Genomic DNA, 22,841 nt, shown 5'->3' with positions numbered 1-22,841 from the left:
ATCAAGATGGCCACGCCGAACACGCCGCTGTGGGAAGTCTTCATTCGCAGCCGCAACGGGCTTGCGCACAAGCATGTCGGCTCGCTGCATGCGAGTGATGCCACCATGGCCCTGCAGGCCGCCCGCGACATCTACACCCGCCGCGGCGAGGGCCTGTCGATCTGGGTCGTGCCGTCGAGCGCGATCACAGCAAGCGATCCCGCTGAGAAGGCCATGATGTTCGAGCCGGCGGAATCGAAGATCTACCGCCATCCGACCTTTTACGAGGTGCCCGAAGAAGTGGGGCATATGTGATGGCGGTCGCCAACATCCAGGTCTCCGAAACGCCTCTGGTGCTCTATACACTGCGCCGCGCCGACGATGCGCTGATCCTCGGCCACAGGCTGTCGGAATGGTGCGGGCACGCGCCGATGCTGGAAGAGGACATGGCGCTCTCCAACATCGCGCTCGACCTCATCGGTCAGGCCCGCGAGCTCTATAGCTACGCAGCCAAGGTCGAAGGCAAGGATAACGACGAGGACAAGCTCGCTTACTTGCGCGACGTCAGGCAGTACCGCAACCTGTTGCTGGTCGAGCAGCCGAATGGCGATTTTGCCCAGACGCTGATGCGGCAGTTCTTCTATTCCGCGTTCGCCGACCTCTATTGGCGCGCCATGATGACCTCGCGCGACACGACGCTGGCCGCGATTGCGGCCAAGTCTGAAAAGGAGAGCGCCTATCATTTGCGCCACGCCTCGGAGTGGCTCATCCGGCTCGGCGACGGCACCGACGAGAGCCACGCCCGCGCGCAAGCCGCGATCGATCAGCTCTGGGCCTTCACCGGCGAGATGTTTGCCGTCGACGACGGCGAACGTGGCCTGATCCATTCCGGTATCGCCGTCGATCCCGGGCCGTTGCGCAGTCGCTGGCTGCAGACGATCTCCGACGTCGTTAGCGAAGCCACGCTGGCCCTGCCGCAGAACGACTGGATGCAGCAGGGCGGCCGCTCGGGCCGGCACAGTGAACATCTCGGCCATCTCCTGTCCGAGCTGCAATCGATGCAGCGCACCTTTCCGGGGCTAACATGGTGAGCGTGCTGGAACGCGATAGCGAGCTGCGCCGGCGTGCCTGGGACGCCGCGGCGAGCGTGGTCGACCCGGAGATTCCGGTGCTGACCATTGCCGATCTCGGCGTGCTCCGCGATGTGGCCGTAACAGGCGACCATGTCGAGGTCGCGATCACGCCGACTTATTCCGGTTGCCCGGCGATGAACATGATCGCGCTCGAAATCGAACTGGCGCTGGAGCGTGCCGGTTTTCGCCAGCCGAAAGTCAGCACCGTGCTGTCGCCGGCCTGGACCACCGACTGGATGAGCGAGGAGGGTCGTCAGAAGCTGCGCGCCTACGGCATCGCGCCGCCGCAGGCTTCAAGCTCGCGCCGCGCGCTGTTTGGTGCGCAGGCTGTCACATGCCCGCAATGCGGCTCGGCGAACACCGAACTGCTCTCCGAATTCGGCTCGACCTCGTGCAAGGCGCTGTGGCGCTGCAAGTCCTGCCGCGAACCTTTCGATTATTTCAAGTGTCATTGATCATGTCAGCCGCCGCACCCCGCTTCCACCGCCTGGCCGTCAACGACCTCCGCCGCGAGGCGATCGATGCCGTCTCGATGACCTTCGCGATTCCCGCCGAACTCGCGCGCGACTACGCCTTCACGCCCGGTCAGTACCTCACGCTCCGCACCACACTGGAAGGAGAGGAGGTGCGCCGCTCCTATTCGATCTGCTCAGGTCCGGACGACGGCGAGATCCGCATCGCCGTGAAGAAGGTCGACGGCGGCGCGTTTTCGAGCTGGGCGGCCGAAGATCTCAAATGCGGCGACGAGCTCGACGTGATGACGCCGACGGGCCGCTTCGGCGTGGTTCCGCCGGCAGACCGCGCGCGCATTCATGTCGGCTTCGCCGCGGGCTCCGGAATCACGCCGATCCTGTCGATCGTCAAGGGCACGCTCGCGCGTGAGCCGGATAGCCGTTTCTTTCTGTTCTACGGCAACCGCACCACGGACAACATCATGTTCCTCGAAGCCTTGGAGGAGCTCAAGGACCGCTTCATCGATCGTCTCTCGATCTTCCACGTCATCTCCGGCGAGGAGCAGGATATTCCGATCCTGCATGGCCGGCTCGACGGCGACAAGGTGAGGGTGCTGCTCCGCTCGCTGGTGCCGGCCGCAAGCGTCGATCACGTCTTCATCTGCGGTCCATCAGGCATGAGCGAGGAGATCGAGGCAACTTGCCGTAACCTCGGGATTGCAGAAGAGCGCATTCACGTGGAGCGCTTCGTTTCCGAATTTGGGGGCAAGCCGCGGCCAAAGAAGCTGGTTGCTCCCGACGCGCCGCCGAATGCGATCGCCTCGCTGATCATCGACGGCAAGCGGCGCGATGTCCCGGTCGCCGAGGACGAGGCGATCCTCGATGCCGCGCTGCGGGCCGGCGTCGATCTGCCGTTCGCCTGCAAGGGCGGCATGTGCTCGACCTGCCGTGCCAAGCTGGTCGAAGGCGAGGCGCCGATGGATATCAACTATTCGCTGGAGCCGTGGGAGCTGAAGGCGGGCTTCGTCCTGACCTGCCAGGCCAAGCCGTCCTCGGAGCGCGTCGTGGTCGATTATGACCATGTCTGAGCAGGCGCATCAGACGCCGACGATGCAAATGCGTCGCATTATTTGACAGTTTTGGCCAACCAGCAGAACATCATGGGCAAGCATTTGACCGGGAGAGGCGTGTGAACCTCAAAGCCGCTTTGTCGCCTGAGCATGTTGCCCGCGCCTGCGCCGATGCGATGTGGGCGGAGGACGATGCCTCCAAAGGGCTCGGCATGGAGATCGTCGAAATCGGCCCGGGCTTCGCGACGCTCGCGATGACGGTGCGGCCCGACATGGTCAATGGCCAGCGGATTGCCCATGGCGGCTTCATCTTCACGCTCGCCGATTCCGCCTTTGCCTTCGCCTGCAACTCGCACAACGACCGCGTCGTTGCCGCGCAGGGACAGATCACGTTCATCAAGCCGGGCAAGCTTGGCGATCGTCTCATCGCCAAGGCGCGGGAGGTCACGCGCAGTGGACGTTCCGGCATCTATGACGTGCGGGTCACCACGGGCGACACAGTGATCGCAGAATTCCGCGGGCATTCGCGGGTCATTCCCGGAACCTGGTTGCCGACCAAAGAACCGTAGACGAACAAGAGCAATAAAAAGAAACCGCTGATGTGGGGAAACGAAGATGAGCCTGATGAGGCTGAAGCAAGGTGGCAGCGCCTATAGCCCCGAGATGGATACGCATGAGCGCGCCTCGCGCGACGAGATCATGGCGCTGCAGAAGCAGCGGCTGGCCTGGTCGCTGAAGCACGCCTATGACAACGTCGCGCATTATCGCAAGGCCTTCGACGCGGCTGGCGTGCATCCGTCCGACTTTCGCGAGCTCTCCGATCTCGCGGAGTTTCCGTTCACCGTGAAGACGGATCTGCGCGACAATTATCCCTTCAACATGTTCGCCGTGCCGCGCGAGAAGCTGGTGCGGGTGCATGCCTCCTCGGGCACAACCGGCAAGCCGATCGTGGTTGGCTATACGCAACGCGACATCGACACCTGGTCCGAGGTAATGGCGCGCTCGATCCGCGCCGCCGGCGGCCGCACCGGCATGATCATCCACAACGCCTACGGCTACGGCCTGTTCACCGGAGGTCTCGGCGTACACTACGGCGCGGAAAAGCTCGGTTGCACCGTGGTGCCGATCTCCGGCGGCATGACCGAACGGCAGGTGCAGCTCATCAACGATTTCCGGCCCGACATCATCACGGTGACGCCGAGCTACATGCTGGCAATCCTCGACGAGTTCAAGCGGCAGAGGCTCGATCCGCGCCAGTGCTCGCTCAAGGTCGGAATCTTCGGCGCCGAGCCCTGGACCAATGCGATGCGCGGCGAGATCGAGGAAGCCTTCGACATGGATGCGACCGACATTTACGGTCTCTCCGAGGTGATCGGCCCCGGGGTCGCGCAGGAATGCATCGAGACCAAGGATGGCCTGCACATCTGGGAAGACCATTTCTATCCCGAGGTGATCGATCCCGAGACAGGCGCGGTGCTGCCGGACGGCGAGAAGGGCGAGTTGGTGTTCACCTCGCTCACCAAGGAAGCCTTTCCGGTGATCCGCTATCGCACCCGCGACCTGACGCGGCTGCTGCCGGGCACGGCGCGGCCGGGCATGCGGCGCATGGAGAAGGTGACGGGCCGTTCCGACGACATGATCATCCTGCGCGGCGTCAACCTGTTCCCGACCCAGATTGAGGAGGTGCTGCTCGCGACCGACTGGTGCGGCGGGCACTTCATCCTGGAACTCACGCGAGAAGGCCGCATGGACGAGCTGACCATCATTGCCGAAGCGCGATCGGAAAGCTGGGACGGAAGGGGTCTCGTCGACCATGCCGACAGGATCTCGACCCACATCAAGAACACGATCGGGATCAGCTCCAAGGTGCGGGTGGTCGCGCCGGCCACGCTGGAGCGCTCGCTCGGCAAGGCCAAGCGGCTCTACGACAAGCGGGCCAAGGATTGATCTCTCGCTCCTCATGGTGAGGAGGCGCCACCGGGGCCGCGAGGCGGTTGACTCGACCGGCTCCAGAGGCGACAAGGCCCGCGAGAAATCGCGGGTTCTTTTCATGTCGTCAGCCGATGCCAAATCCGTCCAAGCGCGCTGCGTGCGCCTGCAGGCCAAGGCGGAGAACGCCGCCGCGCTTGCGCCGGTGGTCGAACGCCACGCGCTGACGCGCGGGCCGAACGATCTCCTGATCGAGGTGAAGGCGGCGGCCGTCAACCCTTCCGATGTGAAGGCCGCGACCGGCTTGATGCCCTATGCCGTGTTCCCGCGCACGCCAGGCCGCGATTATTCCGGCGTGGTGATCGACGGACCGGCCGGCACGGTCGGCAGCGAGGTGTTTGGCTCCTCCGGCGATCTCGGCATCCGCCGCGACGGCACCCATGCCAGCCATCTCGTGGTCGAGGCCGACGCGGTGGTCGAGAGGCCGAACACGCTATCGTGGGAGGAGGCGGCCGGCATCGGTGTTCCCTTCGTTACCGCGATGGAAGGCTTTCGTCGCGCGGGTGTGCCGAAGAGCGGCGACACCGTGCTGGTGTTCGGCGTCAACGGCAAGGTTGGTCAGGCCGCGGTGCAGATCGCGACATGGCAGGGCGCGAACGTCATCGGCGTGGTGCGCAAGGCCGAAGCTTACGAAGGCCACAGCAACGCGCCGATCGAGGTGATCGATGCCTCCGCGACGGACGTTGCCGCACGCGTGCGCGAATTGACCGGCGGCAAGGGCGCTGACATCGTCTTCAACACGGTGGGCGATCCCTATTTTCAGGCAGCGCACAAGTCGCTCGCGTTGCGCGGTCGCCAGATCCTGATTGCCGCGATCGACCGCATTGTCCAGTTCAACATTCTCGAATTCTATCGGGGGCAGCACACCTATGTCGGCATCGATACGCTCGGCCTGTCATCGACGTCGACCGGCACGGTGCTGCGCGACCTCGGCCCGGGCTTTGCGAGTGGTCACCTGAAACCGTTTCCGATCAAGGCGAATGCCGTCTATCCGCTCGAGCGTGCGAAGGAGGCGTACGTTGCCGTCGCGGGCTCGTCGCGTGACAGGGTGATATTGAAGCCGTAACACCGTCATTGCGAGCGCAGCGAAGCAATCCAGGAATGTATCTGCGGAGACAGACTGGATTGCTTCGCTGCGCTCGCAATGACGGAGAATGTCGAGAGATCTGAGAACGATTGATGGAATCCGCACAACTCGTCATCCTTGCCGGCCTTGCCATCGGTGTCGTCTACGGTGCCGTGGGCCTGCTCAGCGGCTTCTGCCTGATGAGCAGCATGCGCGGCTGGCTGGCCGAGGGGGACGGGCGGCTGGTGCGAACTTATGCGCTGGCGGTCGCAACTGCGATCGCCGCGAGTCAGTTCCTCGCGGGCAGCGGCACCGTCGATCTCGGCAAGTCGATCTACCTGCAACACTCCTTCTCGGCGCCAGTGCTGTTCCTCGGGGGCCTGCTGTTCGGCTACGGCATGGTGCTGTCGAACGGCTGCGGCTCCCGCGCGCTGGTGCTGCTCGGCCGCGGCAATCTCCGCTCCTTCGTCGTCGTCATCGTGCTTGCGATCGCCGCGCAGATGACGCTCAAGGGCCTGATCGCGCCGGCGCGCATTGCGCTGGTCCAGGCCTCGCAGGGTACGGTCGATGCGAATTCGCTGCCGTCCTTGCTGGCGACGCTCGGTCTTACGGAGGTGTTTTCGCGCGCGCTCGCCGCCGTCATGATCGTCGTCGCGTTAATCCTGTTTGCTTTCGCGCATCCGACGTTCCGCCGTTCGCCCGGCCAGATCGTCGCGGGCGTCATCGTGGGCCTCCTCGTCGCCGGCGGCTGGTACGCAACCGGTTATCTCGGCGCCGACGACTTCAATCCCATTCCGGTGACCTCGCTCACCTTCGTCGCGCCGATCGCCGACAGCCTGCAATACGCCATGCTCTCGACCGGCCTGACGCTGAACTTCGGCATCGCGACGGTTGCCGGCGTCTTCGTCGGCAGCTTGGTGACGGCACTCGCAACTGGCCGCTTCAAGCTCGAAGGCTATTCGTCGCCACGCCACATGCTGCGCTCAGGTAGCGGTGCTGCGCTGATGGGGATCGGCGGCGTGATGGCGTTCGGCTGCTCGATCGGGCAGGGGCTCACCGGCGTCTCCACCCTCGCGCTGGGCTCATTCGTCGCGGTTGCCGGCATCCTGCTCGGAACCACGGCGGGCCTGCGCGGAAGCCTGCGGGTTCAGCCTCTCGCTGTGGCCTGACTTCGCAGCAAGCGGTCGCCCAGCGTGGCAAGTCCGATGCCGCTGACGATCAGCCCGGCCGCAACGGCGAGACTCGCATCGATGGGCTCGCCGAGCAGGATCGCGGCGCTGGCGATGCCGACGAGCGGCGTTCCCGTGGTGCCGAGCGCCGTCGTCAAGGCCGAGATGCTCTTGTTGACCATCGACATCGCCCAATAGGCCAGCGCCGTCCCGATCAGGCCGGAGTACAGAAACAGCAGGACGAGCCTCCACGACCATTCCGTGTGCGGCAGGCCGTCCGTCACGACCGCCGACGCCGTCAGCACGATCGTCGCGACCAGCACCTGCCAGATCAGGAGCTGGAGCGGCGATGCGATCCAGCGGTGCGCGCGGATATAGATGATGTTGGCCGCCCACGAGATCGCAGCCAGGATGACCATGCCGGCGCCGAGCACGACGTTCGCATTGGTCCAGTCGATCGAGGACGGGTTCAGGATCACGGCAAGGCCGATCAATCCAAGCAGGGCGCCGGCGAGCTTTGTCGCAGTCAGCGTATCCTTCCCCAGCAAAGGCGCAGCGATGGCGACCCAGAGCGGCGTGGTGTAGCCCAGCACGATGGCCTTGCTCGCGGGCAGGAAGCGCACACCGGCCGCAACCAGAACCGAGAACAACGTCATGTGCAGCAGCGCCACGCTCAGGACCACTGGAATGTCGCGCCGCTCCGGGATCACCAGGTTCTTGCTGAGCCCGAGGATCACGAACAAGCCGGCCAGCGCGATCCAGCTGCGGATCGCCGAAGTCCATAGCGGCGGAAGAAACTGCACGAGTTGTTTCGTCACCGACCAGTTTACGCCCCAGGCCAGCACGACGATGAGGAACAGGCCGACGGCTGCGCGAGGGGAGAGGGCGTTCATTGCGATGGTCCTTGAAACAGTCCAGTGCGGCGGATAGCATCCGGTCTGGCACCTGAAAAAGTGCCAGACTTGGGAAGAATGAAGTGCCAGTTTCCGAGAGCATGATCGCGAGCCTGATCGACCTCGATCGCGCCGGCGACGAGGGGGTGACGGCGCGGCTGACCGGTCAGCTCCGAAGCTTGATTGCGAGCGGTCGTCTCGGTAAGGGCCATGTGCTGCCGTCGAGCCGCCGGCTCGCGAGCGATCTTGGCGTGTCCCGCAACACCGTCACCTATGCGTTCGAGCAGCTCGCCGCGGAGGGCTATCTGGCTGCGTCGCACGGGCGGCGCGCGGTCGTGATTGTCGACGGTGCGGAGCGGGTCGACATTGCAGGGGCGGCTCCATCGCGTCCGCGCTCCGGTCAGGTGCGGCTCTCGCCCTGGGCTTCACAGCTCAAGCAGACGGACTGGCCAATGTCTTATCTGGCGCCGCTCAAGCCGTTGCGTCCGGGACATGGCGACGCAAGGGAGTTTCCGTACGAGATCTGGGGGCGCTGCCTGCGCCGGAGCGCCGTAGGGGCAGCCAAGCGCGAGCCCGGTCCTGTCAACCGGCCGCGCTTGTGCGCGGCGCTGGCGCATTACCTCGCGGCCAACAGAGGCGTTCGCGCCGGCGCGGAGCAGATCTTGATCCTGCCGAGCGCGCAGGCTGCGCTCACCTTGATTGCGGCTGCCGTCATCACGCCGGGCGATGAGGTCTGGGTCGAGGACCCCGGCTATCCCGGTGCTGCAGCCGCCTTCCGTGCCTCCGGTGCGCGCGTCACTGGCATCGGTCTGGACGAACAGGGGATGCAGCGGGCTGCCGGCCTGGCACCGCCAACGCTGATCTTCATGACGCCTTCGCACCAGCATCCGACCGGGCGGCTCATGTCGCTGGCCCGCCGCACCGAGTTTCTGAAGCTGAGCAGGCCCGGCAAGACCTGGATCGTGGAGGACGATTATGACGGCGAATTCCACTACGACAGCCGGCCGGTACCGGCATTGCAGGGATTGGATGTCCACGGCCGCGTGTTCTATGTCGGCACCTTCTCCAAGGCGATGACGCCAGACATCCGGCTCGGCTATCTCGTCGCGCCCCCGGCATTGGTAAGCACGCTGGAGATCGCGCAGCGGCATATCGGGCTGGTCGCCGCCAGCCCTGTCCAGGAAGCCCTGGCCGAGTTCATTGCGGACGGGCATTTCCTCGCACATCTGCGGCGGATGCGCCGGCTCTACCACGCGCGGCGCGATCATCTCGTCGAGGGGCTGGAGCGCCACCTCCGCGACGTGCTCTCGGTCGAGGTTCCCTCAGGTGGCATCCAGCTCGTGGCGCGTCTCAAGCGCGGCCGCGCCGATCAGGCGGCGGTGAAACGGCTCGTTGAGGCGGGCGTTGTCACGCGCGCCATATCCAGCCTGGCGCTTGGCCAGCCGCGCGATCATGGCCTGCTGCTCGGCTTTGCAGCGTGGCGCGAAAGCGAGATCAGCGCGGCCTTGCGAGTGATGGCCTCGTGCTTCTAGAACGCCGCTTCAATCCACGGCCTTCGTCACGATCCGGATCTCCGATGTCAGCGTGCGGTGCACCGGACATTTGTCGGCGATCTCCATCAGCTTCCTGCGCTGTTCGGCGTCGAGCGCGCCGTCGATCGCGATGTCGCGCTCGATCTGGTCGAGTATGCCTTCGCGCGTCTCGCACTCCGCGCAGTCCTTGGCGTAGATCTTGGAGTGTTTCAGCGTGACCGTGACGCGGTCGAGCGGCAGCGACTTGCGGTCAGCGTAGAGGCGCATGGTCATGGACGTGCAGGCGCCGAGGCCGGCGAGCAGAAAGTCGTAAGGGCCAGGGCCGGCGTCCTCGCCACCGGCCGCAACGGGCTCGTCCCCGACAAGCCGATGCGGCCCAATGGTGATGGTCTGGTTGAACTTGCTCTTGCGAGTCTCCTGGACCACGACCTTCCGCGGTTCCTCCGGAAGATCCATCACTCTCGCAGGTTTTGCCGTGTCGATGTAGCGGCTGGCCCAGGCCGCGATCACATCGGCCGCGTAAAGCGCGTCGGCCGGCTTGGTCAGCAGATGATCGGCATGATCGAGCGAGACGAAACTCTTGGGGTGCCTGGCCGCAAGGAAGATCTTGGTCGCATTGTCGATGCCGACGGTGTCGTCGACAGGCGAATGCATCACCAGCAGCGCCTTGTGCAGACCGGTGACATCCTTCATCAGCTCGTGCTCGGCGATGTCATCGAGGAATTCGCGCCTGATCCGGAACGGGCGCCCTGCGAGCGTGACCTCGACCTCACCCTGCGCGCGGATGTTGGCGATATGCTCCTTGAAGAGACCGGTCACGTGCGCCGGGTCTGATGGGGCTGCGATGGTCACGACTGCGCTGGCTTCCGGAATCTTTGCGGCGGCGGCCAGGATGGTGGCGCCACCGAGGCTGTGGCCGATCAGGATCGACGGCGCCTTGTGGGCGCTGCGCAGATGATCGGCCGCGCGGACGAGATCGGCAACATTGGAGGAGAAGGTTGAATTGACAAAATCGCCTTCGCTCGAGCCGAGCCCGGTGAAGTCGAAGCGCAGCACCGCGATGCCCTTGGCGGCGAGCGCGACCGAGATGCGCTTGGCCGATAGCGTATCCTTACCGCAGGTGAAGCAGTGCGCAAACAGTGCGAACGCGGCAGGCTCGCCGTCGGGCAGTTCGAGTGCGGCCGAAAGCTGGTGACCTCCTTCGCCGGTGAATTGAAAGCGTTCCGTCGACATGGGCTTCCCCCGTTCGTGCTCGAATTCTAGTCGTCCGAATAACGCTGCTCCGCCCAGGGGTCGCCGCGGTTATGATAGCCGCGGACTTCCCAGAAACCCGGCGCGTCCTCGGTCCGGAATTCGATGGCCTGGAGCCACTTCGCGCTTTTCCAGAAATAGAGATGCGGCACGACCAGGCGCACGGGGCCGCCGTGCTCCTCCGTCAGCGGCTGGCCGGACCAGCTATGGGCGAGCAGCGCATCCTCGGCGGCGAAGTCTTCCAGCGCGAGGTTGGTGGTGTAGCCGTCATAGGAATGCAGCACCACGAAGCGCGCATCCTCGCGCGGCTGGCAGGCGGCGAGCAGATCGCGCGTGGCGAGCCCTTCCCATTCATTGTCGTAGCGCGACCAGGTCGTCACGCAATGAATGTCGGAGATGAGCCGGACCTGCTTTTGCGCGGCGAACTCGGCAAAGGTCCAGAACACGGGGGTCTCGACCGCGCCGTAGACGTCCAGTCGCCACCGCTCGCGCGACACCGGCGGTGTGACCCCGAGATCGAGCACCGGCCAGTCCTTGGTAAGGTGCTGGCCCGGCGGCAGGCGCTGGTCTTCCGGACGCGTGATCCTGCCGGTGAGGAAGCGGCCTTCGCGCGCCCATTTCTCCTTGGTGCGGGTCAGCTTGCTGTCGGGCGGCTCGTTGTCGTCGGACATTGGCTACTCATGGCGGTGCATTGCGGAGGCGTGCTTGGTGTCGCGCATGGTGGAATAGATGATCAGCGACAGGCAGATGATGCCGCTGAGATAGAAGTAGAACCAGTCCTCGTGCCCGATGCTCTTGAAATAGAGCGCGATCGCCGGCGCCGTGCCGCCGAAGATCGAGACCGTGATGGCATAGGGCAGGCCGACGCCGAGCGCGCGGACATTGGTCGGGAACAGCTCGGCCTTCACCACCGCATTGATCGAGGTGTAGCCGGCGACGAACAGCCAGGCGGCGCAGATCAGGATGAGGGCGATGAAGGGCGACTTGGTCCCCTTTAGCGTCATCAACAGCGGAACGGTCGCGAGCGTGCCGGCGACACCGAAGAAGATCAGGAGCGGCTTGCGTCCGATCTTGTCGGAGATGGCGCCATAGATCGGCTGCAGGATGGTCGCGAAGATCAAGGTGCCGAAGATGACCAGCGTTGTCTGGTCTTCCGTCAAGCCGACCGACAGCTTGACGAAGGTCTGCATGTAGGTTGTGAAGGTATAGAATGCCGCAGTGCCGCCGGCGGTGAGGCCGACCACCAGCAGGAGCTCGCGCGGATAGCGCAGCAGGTTGGTAATCGAGCCGGTGGGCTTCACGACCTTCTTGGCTTCCTCGAACGCCTCGGTCTCGTGCAAGCCGCGCCGCATCACGGCGGCCACGATCGCGAGCATCGCGCCGATTGCGAACGGGATCCGCCAGCCCCAGGCTTTCAGCTCCTCCGGCGTGAGGAACACCTTTTGCAGGAGCAGCAGCACGATGATCGCGGTGAGCTGGCCCCCGATCAGGGTCACGTACTGAAAGCTGGAATAGAAGCCGCGATGCCTGGGGTCGGCGACCTCGCTGAGATAGGTCGCGCTGGCGCCATATTCGCCGCCGAGGCTCAGGCCCTCAATGATGCGGGCGAGCGCCAGGATCACCGGCGCGGCAAAGCCGATCGTGGCATAAGTCGGCGTCAGCGCGATGATCAGCGAGCCGAAGCACATGAAGACGACCGAGAGGGTCAGCGAGATGCGCCGGCCGAAATGGTCGGCGAGGTAGCCGAAGAACCAGCCACCCAAGGGCCGCATCAGGAAGGTCGCCGCGAAAACGACGGCGACGTTCAATTGCTGGACGACAGGGTCGTTGCCCGGAAAGAAGGCTGGGGCGAAATAGAGCGCGAATGCCGTGTAGGCGTAGAAATCGTACCACTCGACGAGATTGCCGATCGAGCCGATGAAGATCGCCTTGATCCGCCGCCTGGCGTCGGCGAGGTCGATGTGGTCAGAGGCCGGTTGGGTTGTTAGCTCAGTCACGTCCGGCCTCTCCGCTGTCTGGAAAGGCCTACATCGCCTTTCCGAGCAGAAATGGCAACTGGCGCGGGCCTCGCACCGTGCCCTGCGACCAGGTCACCGTGCCTGCCGGATCGAGCCGGAAGTCCGGAATGCGTCTCAGCCATTCCTCCAGCGCAACCTGCATCTCCATGCGCGCAAGGTTGGAACCGACGCAGCGATGGATGCCGAGGCCGAAGGCCGCGTGGCGATTTTCGCGGCGGTCGATCACGACTTTGTCAGCATCCGGAAACACCTTGGGATCGCGATTGGCGGCCGGGAAGGACAACAGCACCATGTTGCCGGCCTTGACCGGGCAGCCCGAGATCGTCGTGTCCTTGACCACTTCGCGCGCCATCGTCACCGGCGAATAGGCGCGCAGCAGTTCCTCCACCGCGGTCGGGATCAGCGCGGGCTCGGCGATCAGGCGCTCGCGGTCGGCCGGCGTCTTCGCAAGATGCCACAGCGAGGAACCTATCGCGCTCCAGGTGGTGTCGATGCCCGCGATCAGCAGCAGGCGCAGCGAGCCCAGCACGTGGGACTCTTCCAGCGGCTGGCCTTCCTTGTCCTTGGCGTTCATCAGGTAGGAGATGAGATCGTCGGTGGGCCTCGATCTGCGCTCTTCGATGTGCGTCCTGAAATAGTCGCTCATCTCCTGCACGGCCTGGATCAGCTTGGTCTCGTCCTTGATGCCGAGCTCGAGGATCATGTGGATCCAGTTGATGAAGAGATCGCTGTCGCTCTCGGGAATGCCGAGCATATGCGCGATGGCTCGCACCGGGATGTATTTGGCGTAGCGCGCCGCGGCGTCGACCTTGCCGTCGGCGATGAACCCGTCGATCAGCTCGTTGCAGATCGCGCGCATCCGCGGTTCCAGCTTCTTCATCGCATCCGGCGTGAACGGCGGCAGCAGCAGCTGCTTGGCCGGCTTGTGCACGGGTGGGTCCGAGGTGATCGGCGGGGCTGCGTTCCTGGCGATCTCCGGCCGCACGTCGCGGACGATGATGCGGCGCGAGGAGAAATGCTCGGTGTCGTTGGCTATCTCGCGAACGGCCTCATAGGTTGTCGGCATGTAGCAGCCGAGGAAGCGCTCGGTGTGCACGACCGGGCTTGCGGCGCGCAGCTCATCCCAGATCGGGAACGGGTCTTCCGTCCACTGCGGATCGGTGTGGTCGAAATCGTTGACCCAGTCGATGACGGGCGGATGAGCGACAGGCTGGCTGACGTCGGACATGTCGGGGGAATCCTCGGGCTAGTGGTCGAATAGCGCACGCGTGCAGAAGAAGGCCGCGCTACTCCTCGATCACATCGATTGCGATTTCCGGGCAATTGGATTTGGCGAGCCAGGCCTTGTCTTCGAGCCCGGGCGGGACCGTGCCGTCGCCGGCTTCGTGCGCGTTGCCAAATTCGTCGAGCTCGAAAAGTTCGGGCGCGAGTGCCTTGCAGCGCGCGTGGCCCTGGCACTTGTCGGGATCGACGTGAACCCTCAGTCGCTCTGTCATGGCGGCATCCTTGGTCGTATGCGCGCGAGCCCCGCAGGGGGCAGCGCTTTCCTCATGTCAATCTTATCGGCGGCTTTTGCCGCGGGCTTTAAGTTATATGCTATTACATTCGTGACAGGCTTTCCCTGTCAAGCGCAAACTTATAGGCTTGGCCATAACATGCGCTCCCAACTCGCCCGCAAGCCCGACAACACCTATCATCATGGCGATCTCCGCGACGCCCTGATCAAGGCCGCGCTGCGCGAAGCGGAGCAGGGTGGTGCCGAGGCGATCAGCATCAAGGCGCTGGCCAAGCAGCTCGGCGTCTCGCAGCCGGCGCCGTATCGGCACTTTGCCGATCGCGAGGCGCTGCTTGCGGCGGTGACGGCGGAGGCGTTCCGGCAGCTCAGCGCAATGCTGCGCGAGGCAATGGCAAAGCCGTCGAAGCAATCAAAGTTGTCGCGGCTGGCTCAGGCGACGCTGGATTTCGGTCTGCGCCGCAACGGCATCTACCGCCTGATGTTTGCCTCGCGCACCGTCTCGTGCGCGGCCAAAGGCAGCGAGCTGCACGAGGCCACGCGCGAGACGTTTGCACTGGTGATCGAAGCGCTGGAGGCGCCTGCGGTCGGCTATCTGCGCGAGCGGCAAGCGCTCAAGATCTGGGCGGCGCTGCACGGCGTCGTGATGCTGGCCGAGCAGGGTCTGTTCACCGGCGAAGCGGCCCATGCCACGCGCGAGGAGCTGGTCGAGGATTTCGTCAACGAGACGAAGGCCGCGCTTGCGGCCGCGATCAAGCACGCGCGGCGCCGGAAGACGACCGATCCCTAAGCCTTCGTCCCCAACAGCGTCATCAGCTTGTCGACGGCGCTGTCAGGCGTGGTCACGACGGGACGGCCGGTGGCTTCCGCGACCAGCGGTGCCGTCGCTGCGATGCTGAACTGCGCCAGCGCGATGACGTCACAATGGCGCAGGTCTTTCGAGGCTTCGACGATCAGCCGATCGTGCGTGACGCGGTCGCCGCGGTCGAGTGCCGCCAGCGCGCCATCGGCAAGTTTCGGTACGACCTGCACCGAAGCGGGGAATTCCGGCGGCATTGACACCAGGGTCGGCGGGAAGGTGGATAGCAGGCCGATGCGCCTGCCCATCGTCACCGCGCGCTCGATCATCGCTTCGTTCGGCTTGAGCACAGGCATTGGGGCATGCGCGCGCGCAACCGCTTCGATACAGGGGCCAAAGGCCGAGCAAGTGAACAGAATCCCATTCGCCCCGGTCGCTGCCGCATAATCGCCGAGCGCCAGGAAGCGCTCGGTCATGGCATCGTCGAGCGCGCCGTCACGTGCCAGATCCGCCGACAGGCTGTCGTCGAGCAGGTTCATCAGCCGCGCCTCGGGCCACGCGGTCGCGAACGCCGCCTCGATCGGCGCGATGGAGTGCTTGAGGGCGTGGATCAGGGCGATGCGCGGGGGTGTCGTCATGGAAGGTGGCTGCCTGAATGGTGTCGTGCCCTGGACGCAGCAGCGCGTCCGGGGCACGGCAAGACGTCTACTTGAAGGGCACCGCGTACATCAAGCCGCCCTTGCTCCAGAGACCGTTGAGGCCACGATCGAGCTTGAGCGGGCTCGCCTTGCCGACGTTACGCTCGTAGATCTCGCCGTAATTGCCGGTGGCCTTGATCGCGGTCACCAGCCATTTGTTGTCGAGCCCGAGCCGCGAGCCGAGATCGCCGGAGGCACCCAACAGACGCTGGATCGCGGGTGTCTGCGACTTCGTCATCTCCTCGACATTGGCTTGCGTGACGCCGAGTTCCTCGGCCTCGATCAGGCCGTAATGCAGCCAGGTGATGATGTCGCTCCAGACCTCGTCGCCGTTGCGGGTGAAGGGGCCGAGCGGCTCCTTGCTGATGGTCTGCGGCAACACGACGTAATCGGCCGGGTTCGGCGCCGCGGTCGTGACTGCGCCGGCAAGCGCGGAGGCGTCCTGGGTCATCGCATCGCAGCGGCCGCCGAAGAAGGTCTGGTACATGGTGTCGATGCGGTCGAACACCAACGGCTTCCAGTCGATGCCGTTGGCGCGGCCGTAATCGCCGAGCGTAACCTCGTGCGTGGTGCCCTGAGCCACGCAGACGGTGGCGCCTTTGAGGTCCTTGATGTCCTTGACGCCCAGATCCTTCTTCACGACAAAGCCCTGGCCATCGTAGAAGTTGATCGGCCCCTGGCGCAGGCCGAGCGTCACACCGCGCAAATAGGTCTGCGTCGAGTTGCGGTAGAGCACGTCGATCTCGCCCGATTGCAGGGCCGTGAAGCGGTTCTGTGCGGTCAACGAAACGTAACGAACCTTGCTGGCATCACCCAGCACGCCGGCGGCGAGTGCGCGGCAATAGTCGACGTCGAGGCCCTTGTAGTTGCCTTGCGAGTCCGGCGCGGAGAAACCGGCAAAGCCGGCGCTGACGCCGCACACCAGCGTGCCGCGGCTCTTCACCGTGTCCAGCGTCGCGGCGGATGCGACAACCGTCGATGCGGCGAGCATACTCGCCGCGATAACCACTTTCCTCATCATGCTACTCCCCTCAGTGATTGACACTACGCAACACGTTGTCGACAGCCGAGCCGAGCTTGTCGACGATCAGGTCGATCTCGTCGGCGGAGGCGATATAGGGCGGCGCCAGCAGGACATGGTCGCCGCGCACGCCGTCCACGGTGCCGCCGCCGGGATAACAGCCGAGGCCATTGGCGAACGCTTCGGCCTTTATCTTCTGGTTCAGCTTGAGCGCGGGATCGAACGAGGTGCGGTCGGCGCGATCAGCCACCAGCTCGATCGCCCAGAACAGGCCGCGGCCCCTGATGTCTCCGACATGACGGTGATTGCCGAAGCGCTCGGTGAGGCGCTGCTCGAGCTGCCGGCCGCGCTCCTTGACCTGCGCGAGCAGACCGTCCTCGCGAATGACCTCCTGCACTGCGAGCGCGGCCGCGCAGGCGAGGGGATGTGCGAGATAAGTGTGGCCATGCTGGAACGCGCCGGAGCCGGCGCGGATGGTGTCGATGATCTTGCCGCTCGCGAGCATCGCTCCGATCGGCTGATATCCGCCGCCGAGCCCCTTGGCGATGGCCTGGATATCAGGCGCGACGCCTTCCTGTTCCCAGGCATGCGTGGTGCCGGTGCGGCCCATGCCGCACATGACCTCGTCGAGGATGAGCAGCGCGCCGTGGCGATCGCAGATCTCGCGCACCGCCCTGAAGTAGGCGTCGGGTGCCGTCACGGCGCCGGCGGTGGCGCCGACGACCGGTTCGGCGAGGAAAGCCGCCACGGTATCAGGGCCAAGCCGCTGGAACTCGGATTCCAGCTCGGCCGCCAGCCGTGCCACGAATTGCGCATCCGACTCGCCGTCGCGCTTCTCGTGATAGGGGAAGGCCGGTGTTACGTGACTGAAGGCGCCGGAGAGCAGCGGCGCGTAAGGCGCGCGTCGCCAGGCATTGCCGCCGGCGGCGAGCGCACCCAGCGTGTTGCCGTGGTAGCTCTGTCGCCGCGCGATGAAATGCTGCCGCTGTGGCTCGCCGCGTTCGATGAAATATTGCCGCGCGAGCTTGATGCTGGCTTCGATCGCCTCCGACCCGCCACTGACGAAATAGGCATAAGCGAGGCCGCCGGGCTCGTGCCCGACCAACGTCTCGGCAAGGGCTTCGGCGGGCTCGGACGAGAAGAAGGCGCTGTGCGCATAGGCCAGGGTGGAAGCCTGCTTTGCCAACGCCGCGATCACGCGGGGATGCTGATGGCCGAGGCAGGAGACTGCCGCGCCACCGGAGGCATCGAGCACGCGCCGCCCGTCCTCCGCGAACAGGTAGACGCCTTCGCCGCCGATTGCTTTGGGCGGGGTCTCGCGCAACGAGCGATGCAGCACGCGGCTGGTGCGAGCGGCCATGGGTCAACCTTTCTCTGAAACATAGGTGGAGGCTGCGGCTAACCGCGCCTCGGTATTCTCCAGGCGCTTTTTCGCGGTGGCGCCGCCGAGCGAGAACGTCACTGCAGCCAGCGACTGCGCGATCGCGACCGCGCCGGTGAGGCTCGGGAAGAAGCCGGGAGAGGAGGCCGCCTCGAACAGCAGCACGTGGTCGGCGCCCTCGGCCATCGGTGCCGAAGGGCTGTCCGCGATCGCGATCAGTGTCGCGCCGGCGCGATAGGCGGCCTGCGCGACGCCGACGCTCGCATTTGTATAGGGCAGGAAGCCGATGACGACGACGGCTTCGCCGGGCCTGATAGCGCCGAGGTCGAGATCGTCGGGGCCGGACGTTCCGACGAGCCGCACCTGTTCGGGGCGGAATAGCCGCAGCTCATAATTCAGCAGCTCCGCGACACTGCGACAGCTGCGATAGCCTGCGATCCAGATCCGCTTGGCCTCGTGCAGCGCACGAGCGGCCTCCGCGATCGGCTGGGCCGGGATCCGCGGAAGGCCGGCGGCCTCGGCCTCGAGCTTGTCGCTGACGAGGGCGACATCGGCGTTCGGGCCGGGCCTGCGGCTTCTGGCGCGGCCGGAGAAGGGCGAGGTCTGCGATGGTCGCCGCGCCTCGGTCAGCGCCGCGCGCAATTCGTCCCAACCTGAATAGCCGATCGCCTTGGCGAGGCGCGTGAACGCGGCTGGATCGGCGCCGGCTTCCGCCGCGAGGTCGCGCATCGAACGGGTGGTGGCGTCGTAATCATTGGCGGCGACGAAGCGGCCAACCTCCTGCAGACGCAGGGGGAGCGATGGCAATGCAATGCGCAGTTCGCTCAAGGGCGAGGATTTCGCGGGCTCGGCCATGAAACATTTGTTGCACGCTTTTCCGATTGGTGCAACAGTTGACGTGCCGCTGCCGGAAATCGCTACTTCCTGAGAAGGATTTTTGTGCCGTGACCCCAGATACGCCAAGACCGCCGCCGCGCCGCCGCCTGTTCGGCGCTTGGGGACCGCGCGAGCTGAAGGGACTGTTCTGGCAGGTGCTGGTGGTCGCGATCGTCGTTGGCGTCATCGGTTTCCTCTGGTCCAACACCGTCACCAATCTCACGGCGCGCCGCATCACGACTGGCTTTGCATTCCTTGGCCGTGAGGCGGGCATGCCCATTGCCGACAGCCTGCTCGCCTACAATCCAAGGGACAGCTACCTCTGGGCCTTTGTCGTGGGTATCGCCAACACCTTGCGCGTCGCCGTGATCGGCATCGTGCTCGCGACCATTTTGGGCACGCTGGTCGGCATCTCCAGGCTGTCGGCCAACTGGCTGCTCTCCCGTCTTGCCGCGGTTTATGTCGAAACTCTCCGCGACATCCCGCTGCTGCTTCAGCTCCTGTTCTGGTACGTGCTGATGCAGGCACTGCCGGCCGCGCGCGCGGCATGGCGGCCGATCGAGGGCGTGTTCCTGTCCAATCGCGGCCTGATCTTGCCGGCGATCCCGGTCGGCGCGCCGCAGCTCTGGGTGCTCGGCACGGCGGTGCTCGGGCTCCCCGTGTTCTACGCGATCCGGCGATGGCTGGTCGCGCAGCAGATGCGCGACGGCAAGCCGAGGGCGGCCTGGCCCTTTGCAGTTGGCCTCATCCTCGCACTGCCCATGATAGTGTCGGTGCTGCTGGGCGTGTCCTGGACGATCGAATGGCCGCAGCTGCGCGGTTTCAATTTCGTCGGCGGACTGACGCTCGCCCCGGAATATTTCGCGCTGCTCATTGCCCTCGTCACCTATACCGCGGCCTTCATTGCCGAGATCGTGCGCAGCGGCATCCAGTCCGTGCCGCGCGGGCAATGGGACGCCGCCAACGCCCTTGGCCTTCGGCGCAGTTTCATGCTGCGCCAGATCATCCTGCCGCAGGCGCTGCGCGTGATCGTGCCGCCGATGACGAGCCAGTATCTCAACCTGACCAAGAATTCCTCGCTCGCGGTGGCGATCGGCTACCAGGACGTGGTCTCGATCGCCAACACCACGCTGAATCAGACCGGCCAGGCGATCGAAGCCATCGCGCTGATCATGGCGGTGTTCCTGACGATCAGCCTTTCCATCAGTTTCTTCATGAACTGGTACAATGCGCGCATTGCGCTGGTGGAGCGCTGAGCATGACCGTCATCGCCGATATTCCGGACGCACCGCGCGCTGCACGCCGGCCGCAGGCCGGCAATCCGATCCTGCGCTGGTTGCGCGCCAATTTGTTCTCGTCGATCCCGAACGGCATCCTTACGGTCGTGCTACTGGCATTGCTCGCCAAGGGCATCTTCAGCTTCGTGCAGTGGGGCATCGCCAATGCGGTGTGGTTGACGCCGGCGAACGATTCCAGCGCCTGCCGCGCGGTGCGTGGCGTCGGCGCCTGCTGGGCCATCATTCCCGAAAAGTACCGCTTCATCCTGTTCGGCACCTATCCGTTCGACGAGCAGTGGCGACCGGCGCTGTCGGTGCTGCTGTTCATCGTGTTGTTCTACCTGTCGACCCGTCGCGCCCTGTGGCGGCGCGAGCTTGTCTTCGTCTGGATCGGGGTGCTTGCGCTGATCAGTGTGCTGATGTGGGGCGGGGTGCTGGGGCTCTCCTTCGTCTCGCAGGATCGCTGGGGCGGATTGCCGGTCACGTTGATCCTCGCGACCTTCGGCCTCGCATTCGGCTTTCCGCTCGGCATCCTCGTTGCGCTCGGCCGGCGCTCGAGGCTGCCGGCGATCCGCTCGCTCAGCGTGCTCTATGTCGAGCTGATCCGCGGCGTCCCGCTGGTGAGCCTGTTGTTCATGGCGAGCGTGATGTTTCCGCTGTTCATGCCAAGCGGATTCAACATCGACAAGCTGCTGCGCGCGCAGATCGCGATCATCCTGTTCGCGGGCGCCTATCTCGCCGAGGTCATCCGTGGCGGCCTTCAGGCCGTGCCGCGGGGCCAATACGAAGCTGCCGATGCGCTCGGGCTGTCCTACTGGCGCAAGAATCGCTTGATCATCCTGCCGCAGGCGATCCGCCACGTCATCCCGCCGCTGGTCAACACCTTCATCGCCTTCTTCAAGGACACCAGCCTCGTTCTCATCATCGGCATCTTCGACCTCTTGACGACGGCGAAGACCGCGATCATCGATCCGGCGTGGCAGCAATTTTCGGTCGAGGTCTACATCTTCGTCGCCGCGATCTACTTCATGTTCTGCTTCGCGATGTCGCGCTACAGCCGCAGTCTTGAGGCGACGAGTCGAAGGTGATCTTCCTTCTCCCCTTGTCGGAGAAGGTGGCGCGAAGCGCCGGATCAGGGGTTTCATCGTCGAATTCAGGCGGTGAGGGGTCCCTCGTGGAGAGATACCCCTCACCCGTCTCGCCGCTTTGCGGCGAGCCACCCTCTCCCACAAGGGGAGAGGGCGCCACGGAGCGCGCGGTGTAGAGTGGTTACTTGCTCACCTTCGGATCGATCGGCGTCGTTCCGCGCAGGCCCAGAATATCCTCCAGCACCTTCGCGCCGGCGATCACCTGTGCGTCGGCGCGCGGGGCACCGACGACCTGCACGCCAACCGGAAGGCCGGCCGCCGTGAAGCCGCAGGGCAGCGATAGCGACGGACAGCAGGCGAGCGTGATGGCGGACACGATGCCGAGCCATTCGATGTAGTTCTCGAACCGCTTGCCGGCACATTCGGCGACATAGCGGTGCTCGATCGGGAAGGGCGGCACGATCGTAGTGGGCGTCAGCAGCAGATCGTAGGTCTTGAAGAACTCGACCGCGCGGGCGGTCATGCCGACGCGCTGAGCCTCGGCGCGCGCGAGCTGCTCCACCGTGAGCTTGAGGCCTTCCTCGATGTTCCAGATCACCTCGGGCTTGAGCAGGTCGCGCTTGGTGCGCAGCAGATTGGCCTTGGTGATCGCGAAATCGAAGGCGCGCAGAACGTGGAAGCATTCATGCGCCTCGCGCCAGTCCGGATGTGCCTCCTCGACAATGGCACCGGCTTCCGCGAAACGTTCGGCGGCCTTGCGCGTGAGCGCCTTCACTTCGGGATCGACCGGGGTAATGCCGAGATCGGGCGAGTAGGCGATGCGCTTCGGCCTCTTGCCTGCTTGCGCCGCTGACAGGAACGAGGTTGTAGGGGCGGGCAGCGACAGCGGATCGTCCGCGTAGTCGCCGCTCATGGCATCCAGCAGCAGAGCGAGATCCTCGACGTTGCGCGCCATCGGACCCACGACGCCGAGATTGCGATCGATCCCCGATTTGGGGGTATGTGCGACGCGGCCGATGCTCGGCCGCATGCCGACGACGCCGCAGAACGCCGCCGGACTGCGCAAGCTACCGCCCATGTCGGAGCCCTGCGCCAGCCAGGCCATGCCGGTCGCCAGCGCCACCGCGGCGCCGCCGGAGGAACCGGCCGCCGATTTCGTCGTATCCCAGGGATTGAGCGTCGCGCCGAACACCTCGTTGAAAGTGTTGGCGCCGGCACCGAATTCCGGCGTGTTGGATTTGGCGTAGACGACCGCGCCGTTGGCTTCGAGGTTCTCGACCATGAGGTCGGACTTCGCCGGGATGTTGTCCTTGAAGATCGGCGAGCCCTGGGTGTTCAGGACACCCGCAACGTCGGTCAGATCCTTGATCGGTACCGGCAGGCCCGCCAGCAGCCCGCGCGCGCCGGCGGGCTTCCGCATCAAGGCCTTGGCGCTGTCCCGCGCGCGATCGAAACACAGGGTCGGCAGTGCATTGACCTTGCCGTCGACCTCCTTGACGCGCTTCTCCAGCACATCGAGCAGTTCGAGCGGCGAGACGTCGCCGGAGCGCAGCTTGTCGACGACGGCGCAAGCGGTTTCGCGGATCAGGTCTTGAGACAATTAGTTTACTCCTATGCTTGTCGTCACTGCGAGCGT

23 protein-coding genes are annotated in these 22,841 nt (G+C 65.0%); 12 read left to right on the top strand and 11 right to left on the bottom strand.

Going from position 1 to position 22,841, the window contains the following annotated elements; genetic code table 11:
• The first annotated feature begins 6 nt into the window (after positions 1-6).
• The 8 genes from paaB to P6U31_RS25290 all read left to right on the top strand — a co-directional run bounded on the left by paaB (position 7) and on the right by P6U31_RS25290 (position 6,858).
• The gene (paaB, locus tag P6U31_RS25325) at positions 7-294 is read left to right on the top strand and encodes a 1,2-phenylacetyl-CoA epoxidase subunit PaaB (protein ID WP_063196222.1); all 288 of its coding nucleotides are present in this window, start codon (positions 7-9) and stop codon (positions 292-294) included.
• Positions 294-1,070 carry a 1,2-phenylacetyl-CoA epoxidase subunit PaaC gene (gene paaC, locus P6U31_RS25320; RefSeq protein WP_407184487.1) on the top strand — a complete coding sequence of 259 codons (777 nt, stop codon included), beginning with the start codon at positions 294-296 and terminating at the stop codon, positions 1,068-1,070. Before paaB ends, paaC begins: the two co-directional genes overlap by 1 nt.
• Entirely contained in the window at positions 1,064-1,567 is a 504-nt protein-coding gene (gene paaD, locus P6U31_RS25315) for a 1,2-phenylacetyl-CoA epoxidase subunit PaaD (RefSeq protein ID WP_407184486.1), read from the top strand. The genes paaC and paaD overlap by 7 nt, the downstream gene beginning before the upstream one ends.
• A gap of 2 nt (positions 1,568-1,569) precedes the next feature.
• Complete coding sequence (gene paaE / locus P6U31_RS25310; RefSeq protein ID WP_407184485.1) at positions 1,570-2,652, top strand: 1,2-phenylacetyl-CoA epoxidase subunit PaaE; 1,083 nt, start codon at positions 1,570-1,572, stop codon at positions 2,650-2,652.
• 101 nt (positions 2,653-2,753) lie between these two features.
• Entirely contained in the window at positions 2,754-3,203 is a 450-nt protein-coding gene (gene paaI / locus P6U31_RS25305) for a hydroxyphenylacetyl-CoA thioesterase PaaI (RefSeq protein WP_407184484.1), read from the top strand.
• A gap of 46 nt (positions 3,204-3,249) precedes the next feature.
• On the top strand, positions 3,250-4,581 hold the full coding sequence (gene paaK, locus P6U31_RS25300; protein ID WP_407184483.1) for a phenylacetate--CoA ligase PaaK: 1,332 nt from the start codon (positions 3,250-3,252) through the stop codon (positions 4,579-4,581).
• 103 nt (positions 4,582-4,684) lie between these two features.
• A complete protein-coding gene (locus tag P6U31_RS25295; RefSeq protein WP_407184482.1) occupies positions 4,685-5,689 on the top strand; it encodes a zinc-binding alcohol dehydrogenase family protein in 1,005 nt (334 codons plus the stop codon).
• A 113-nt stretch (positions 5,690-5,802) separates the two neighbouring features.
• Positions 5,803-6,858, top strand: a complete 1,056-nt coding sequence (locus P6U31_RS25290) for a YeeE/YedE family protein (RefSeq protein WP_407184481.1) — start codon at positions 5,803-5,805, stop codon at positions 6,856-6,858.
• Here the strand turns inward: P6U31_RS25290 and P6U31_RS25285 are convergent.
• Entirely contained in the window at positions 6,837-7,751 is a 915-nt protein-coding gene (locus P6U31_RS25285; RefSeq protein WP_407184480.1) for a DMT family transporter, read from the bottom strand. The genes P6U31_RS25290 and P6U31_RS25285 overlap by 22 nt on opposite strands.
• Positions 7,752-7,852: 101 nt before the next feature.
• Here P6U31_RS25285 and P6U31_RS25280 point away from each other — a divergent pair, with 101 nt between their 5' ends.
• Positions 7,853-9,283 carry a PLP-dependent aminotransferase family protein gene (locus P6U31_RS25280; RefSeq protein WP_407189938.1) on the top strand — a complete coding sequence of 477 codons (1,431 nt, stop codon included), beginning with the start codon at positions 7,853-7,855 and terminating at the stop codon, positions 9,281-9,283.
• 9 nt (positions 9,284-9,292) lie between these two features.
• On the opposite strand, the gene P6U31_RS25275 is transcribed toward P6U31_RS25280, so the two are convergent.
• Genes P6U31_RS25275 through P6U31_RS25255 form a run of 5 tightly spaced genes read right to left on the bottom strand, consistent with a single transcriptional unit; the run spans position 9,293 to position 14,048 of the window.
• A complete protein-coding gene (locus P6U31_RS25275; RefSeq protein ID WP_407184479.1) occupies positions 9,293-10,516 on the bottom strand; it encodes an alpha/beta fold hydrolase in 1,224 nt (407 codons plus the stop codon).
• A 26-nt stretch (positions 10,517-10,542) separates the two neighbouring features.
• Positions 10,543-11,205 (bottom strand): sulfite oxidase-like oxidoreductase, encoded by a 663-nt coding sequence (locus P6U31_RS25270; RefSeq protein WP_407184478.1) that lies wholly within the window; start codon positions 11,203-11,205, stop codon positions 10,543-10,545.
• Between the two features lie 3 nt (positions 11,206-11,208).
• Complete coding sequence (locus P6U31_RS25265) at positions 11,209-12,531, bottom strand: MFS transporter (RefSeq protein WP_407184477.1); 1,323 nt, start codon at positions 12,529-12,531, stop codon at positions 11,209-11,211.
• Positions 12,532-12,559: 28 nt separating this feature from the next.
• Complete coding sequence (locus P6U31_RS25260; RefSeq protein WP_407184476.1) at positions 12,560-13,780, bottom strand: cytochrome P450; 1,221 nt, start codon at positions 13,778-13,780, stop codon at positions 12,560-12,562.
• A 58-nt stretch (positions 13,781-13,838) separates the two neighbouring features.
• The gene (locus tag P6U31_RS25255; protein ID WP_100181354.1) at positions 13,839-14,048 is read right to left on the bottom strand and encodes a ferredoxin; all 210 of its coding nucleotides are present in this window, start codon (positions 14,046-14,048) and stop codon (positions 13,839-13,841) included.
• Between the two features lie 159 nt (positions 14,049-14,207).
• Here P6U31_RS25255 and P6U31_RS25250 point away from each other — a divergent pair, with 159 nt between their 5' ends.
• Positions 14,208-14,855 carry a TetR/AcrR family transcriptional regulator gene (locus P6U31_RS25250; RefSeq protein WP_407184475.1) on the top strand — a complete coding sequence of 216 codons (648 nt, stop codon included), beginning with the start codon at positions 14,208-14,210 and terminating at the stop codon, positions 14,853-14,855.
• Here P6U31_RS25250 and P6U31_RS25245 read toward each other — a convergent pair.
• The 4 genes from P6U31_RS25245 to P6U31_RS25230 all read right to left on the bottom strand — a co-directional run bounded on the left by P6U31_RS25245 (position 14,852) and on the right by P6U31_RS25230 (position 18,819).
• Entirely contained in the window at positions 14,852-15,502 is a 651-nt protein-coding gene (locus P6U31_RS25245; protein WP_407184474.1) for an aspartate/glutamate racemase family protein, read from the bottom strand. The genes P6U31_RS25250 and P6U31_RS25245 overlap by 4 nt on opposite strands.
• Positions 15,503-15,569: 67 nt before the next feature.
• Entirely contained in the window at positions 15,570-16,583 is a 1,014-nt protein-coding gene (locus P6U31_RS25240; protein ID WP_407184473.1) for an amino acid ABC transporter substrate-binding protein, read from the bottom strand.
• A 10-nt stretch (positions 16,584-16,593) separates the two neighbouring features.
• The gene (locus tag P6U31_RS25235; RefSeq protein WP_407184472.1) at positions 16,594-17,943 is read right to left on the bottom strand and encodes an aspartate aminotransferase family protein; all 1,350 of its coding nucleotides are present in this window, start codon (positions 17,941-17,943) and stop codon (positions 16,594-16,596) included.
• Between the two features lie 3 nt (positions 17,944-17,946).
• A complete protein-coding gene (locus P6U31_RS25230) occupies positions 17,947-18,819 on the bottom strand; it encodes a MurR/RpiR family transcriptional regulator (RefSeq protein WP_407184471.1) in 873 nt (290 codons plus the stop codon).
• Positions 18,820-18,908: 89 nt separating this feature from the next.
• On the opposite strand from P6U31_RS25230, the gene P6U31_RS25225 reads away from it, so the two are divergent.
• Positions 18,909-20,096 carry an amino acid ABC transporter permease gene (locus P6U31_RS25225; RefSeq protein WP_407184470.1) on the top strand — a complete coding sequence of 396 codons (1,188 nt, stop codon included), beginning with the start codon at positions 18,909-18,911 and terminating at the stop codon, positions 20,094-20,096.
• Positions 20,097-20,098: 2 nt separating this feature from the next.
• On the top strand, positions 20,099-21,205 hold the full coding sequence (locus tag P6U31_RS25220) for an amino acid ABC transporter permease (RefSeq protein WP_407184469.1): 1,107 nt from the start codon (positions 20,099-20,101) through the stop codon (positions 21,203-21,205).
• A 181-nt stretch (positions 21,206-21,386) separates the two neighbouring features.
• On the opposite strand, the gene P6U31_RS25215 is transcribed toward P6U31_RS25220, so the two are convergent.
• Positions 21,387-22,805, bottom strand: a complete 1,419-nt coding sequence (locus tag P6U31_RS25215) for an amidase (protein WP_407184468.1) — start codon at positions 22,803-22,805, stop codon at positions 21,387-21,389.
• Between the last annotated feature and the right edge of the window lie 36 nt (positions 22,806-22,841).

The sequence above is a fragment of the Bradyrhizobium centrosematis genome (assembly GCF_045571495.1).
Classification (GTDB): Bacteria; Pseudomonadota; Alphaproteobacteria; order Rhizobiales; family Xanthobacteraceae; genus Bradyrhizobium; species Bradyrhizobium centrosematis.
This window is presented reverse-complemented; position numbering and strand designations above follow the sequence as displayed.

Excerpts from the sequence above, each read along its gene's own strand:
- paaB (WP_063196222.1), top strand. The coding sequence starts at position 7 with ATGGCCACGCCGAACACGCCGCTGTGGGAAGTCTTCATTCGCAGCCGC.
- paaC (WP_407184487.1), top strand. The coding sequence starts at position 294 with ATGGCGGTCGCCAACATCCAGGTCTCCGAAACGCCTCTGGTGCTCTAT.
- paaD (WP_407184486.1), top strand. The coding sequence starts at position 1,064 with ATGGTGAGCGTGCTGGAACGCGATAGCGAGCTGCGCCGGCGTGCCTGG.
- paaE (WP_407184485.1), top strand. The coding sequence starts at position 1,570 with ATGTCAGCCGCCGCACCCCGCTTCCACCGCCTGGCCGTCAACGACCTC.
- paaK (WP_407184483.1), top strand. The coding sequence starts at position 3,250 with ATGAGCCTGATGAGGCTGAAGCAAGGTGGCAGCGCCTATAGCCCCGAG.
- P6U31_RS25295 (WP_407184482.1), top strand. The coding sequence starts at position 4,685 with ATGTCGTCAGCCGATGCCAAATCCGTCCAAGCGCGCTGCGTGCGCCTG.
- P6U31_RS25290 (WP_407184481.1), top strand. The coding sequence starts at position 5,803 with ATGGAATCCGCACAACTCGTCATCCTTGCCGGCCTTGCCATCGGTGTC.
- P6U31_RS25285 (WP_407184480.1), bottom strand. The coding sequence starts at position 7,751 with ATGAACGCCCTCTCCCCTCGCGCAGCCGTCGGCCTGTTCCTCATCGTC.
- P6U31_RS25280 (WP_407189938.1), top strand. The coding sequence starts at position 7,853 with ATGATCGCGAGCCTGATCGACCTCGATCGCGCCGGCGACGAGGGGGTG.
- P6U31_RS25275 (WP_407184479.1), bottom strand. The coding sequence starts at position 10,516 with ATGTCGACGGAACGCTTTCAATTCACCGGCGAAGGAGGTCACCAGCTT.
- P6U31_RS25270 (WP_407184478.1), bottom strand. The coding sequence starts at position 11,205 with ATGTCCGACGACAACGAGCCGCCCGACAGCAAGCTGACCCGCACCAAG.
- P6U31_RS25260 (WP_407184476.1), bottom strand. The coding sequence starts at position 13,780 with ATGTCCGACGTCAGCCAGCCTGTCGCTCATCCGCCCGTCATCGACTGG.
- P6U31_RS25255 (WP_100181354.1), bottom strand. The coding sequence starts at position 14,048 with ATGACAGAGCGACTGAGGGTTCACGTCGATCCCGACAAGTGCCAGGGC.
- P6U31_RS25250 (WP_407184475.1), top strand. The coding sequence starts at position 14,208 with ATGCGCTCCCAACTCGCCCGCAAGCCCGACAACACCTATCATCATGGC.
- P6U31_RS25245 (WP_407184474.1), bottom strand. The coding sequence starts at position 15,502 with ATGACGACACCCCCGCGCATCGCCCTGATCCACGCCCTCAAGCACTCC.
- P6U31_RS25240 (WP_407184473.1), bottom strand. The coding sequence starts at position 16,583 with ATGATGAGGAAAGTGGTTATCGCGGCGAGTATGCTCGCCGCATCGACG.
- P6U31_RS25235 (WP_407184472.1), bottom strand. The coding sequence starts at position 17,943 with ATGGCCGCTCGCACCAGCCGCGTGCTGCATCGCTCGTTGCGCGAGACC.
- P6U31_RS25230 (WP_407184471.1), bottom strand. The coding sequence starts at position 18,819 with ATGGCCGAGCCCGCGAAATCCTCGCCCTTGAGCGAACTGCGCATTGCA.
- P6U31_RS25220 (WP_407184469.1), top strand. The coding sequence starts at position 20,099 with ATGACCGTCATCGCCGATATTCCGGACGCACCGCGCGCTGCACGCCGG.